Annotated in this window: 1 rRNA gene (cut by a window edge); it reads right to left on the bottom strand. The window is 57.1% G+C overall.

What is annotated here, in order from left to right:
* Positions 1-1,291 (bottom strand): 23S ribosomal RNA (locus ACSNOA_RS13410); its annotated part runs 1,473 nt beyond the window's last position; the annotation flags it as partial.

Genomic DNA, 1,291 nt, shown 5'->3' with positions numbered 1-1,291 from the left:
AGCCCAACCCTTGGGACCTGCTACAGCCCCAGGATGCGACGAGCCGACATCGAGGTGCCAAACCATCCCGTCGATATGGACTCTTGGGGAAGATCAGCCTGTTATCCCCGGGGTACCTTTTATCCGTTGAGCGACACCGCTTCCACACGCAAGTGCCGGATCACTAGTCCCGACTTTCGTCCCTGCTCGACCTGTCAGTCTCACAGTCAAGCTCCCTTGTGTACTTGCACTCAACACCTGATTGCCAACCAGGCTGAGGGAACCTTTGGGCGCCTCCGTTACCCTTTAGGAGGCAACCGCCCCAGTTAAACTACCCACCAGACACTGTCCCTGAACCGGATAACGGTCCGAAGTTAGATACCCAAATCAACCAGAGTGGTATTTCAAGATTGCCTCCACCCATACTGGCGTATGGACTTCACCGGCTCCCACCTATCCTACACAAGCTAATTCGGATACCAATGTCAAGCTATAGTAAAGGTCCCGGGGTCTTTCCGTCCTGCCGCGCGTAACGAGCATCTTTACTCGTAGTGCAATTTCGCCGGGCCTGTGGTTGAGACAGTGGGGAAGTCGTTACGCCATTCGTGCAGGTCGGAACTTACCCGACAAGGAATTTCGCTACCTTAGGATGGTTATAGTTACCACCGCCGTTTACTGGCGCTTAAGTTCTCCGCTTCGCCCCCGAAAGAGCTAACAGGTCCCCTTAACGTTCCAGCACCGGGCAGGCGTCAGTCCATATACATCGAATTACTTCTTCGCATGGACCTGTGTTTTTAGTAAACAGTCGCTTCCCCCTGCTCTCTGCGGCCATACAACGCTCCACCCGCGCGGGGCTTCACGTCTCCGGCCCCCCTTCTCCCTAAGTTACGGGGGCAATTTGCCGAGTTCCTTAACCACAGTTCGCCCGATCGCCTCGGTATTCTCTACCTGACCACCTGTGTCGGTTTGGGGTACGGGCCGCTCGGAACTCGCTAGAGGCTTTTCTCGGCAGCATAGGATCACTGACTTCACCTGAATCGGCTCGGCATCACGTCTCAGCCTTCATGCACCGCGGATTTGCCTACGGCACGGCCTACACGCTTACCCCGGCACAACCACCGGCCGGGCTCAGCTACCTTCCTGCGTCACCCCATCGCTTGACTACTACCCGCCAGGTTCCCACGCTCCCCGCGATTGGTCCGAAGACCGCCCACAGTTCGGGTGGTTAGCACAACGAGGTTCGTCAGGGTCGCTCCTTCGCGGGTACGGGAATATCAACCCGTTGTCCATCGACTACGCCTCTCGGCCTCGC

Origin of the sequence: Micromonospora sp. URMC 103 (assembly GCF_051386435.1) — a bacterium.
Classification (GTDB): Bacteria; Actinomycetota; Actinomycetes; order Mycobacteriales; family Micromonosporaceae; genus Micromonospora.
The sequence above is the reverse complement of the archived record's forward strand: the minus strand, read 5'-3'. Positions and strand labels throughout refer to the sequence as shown.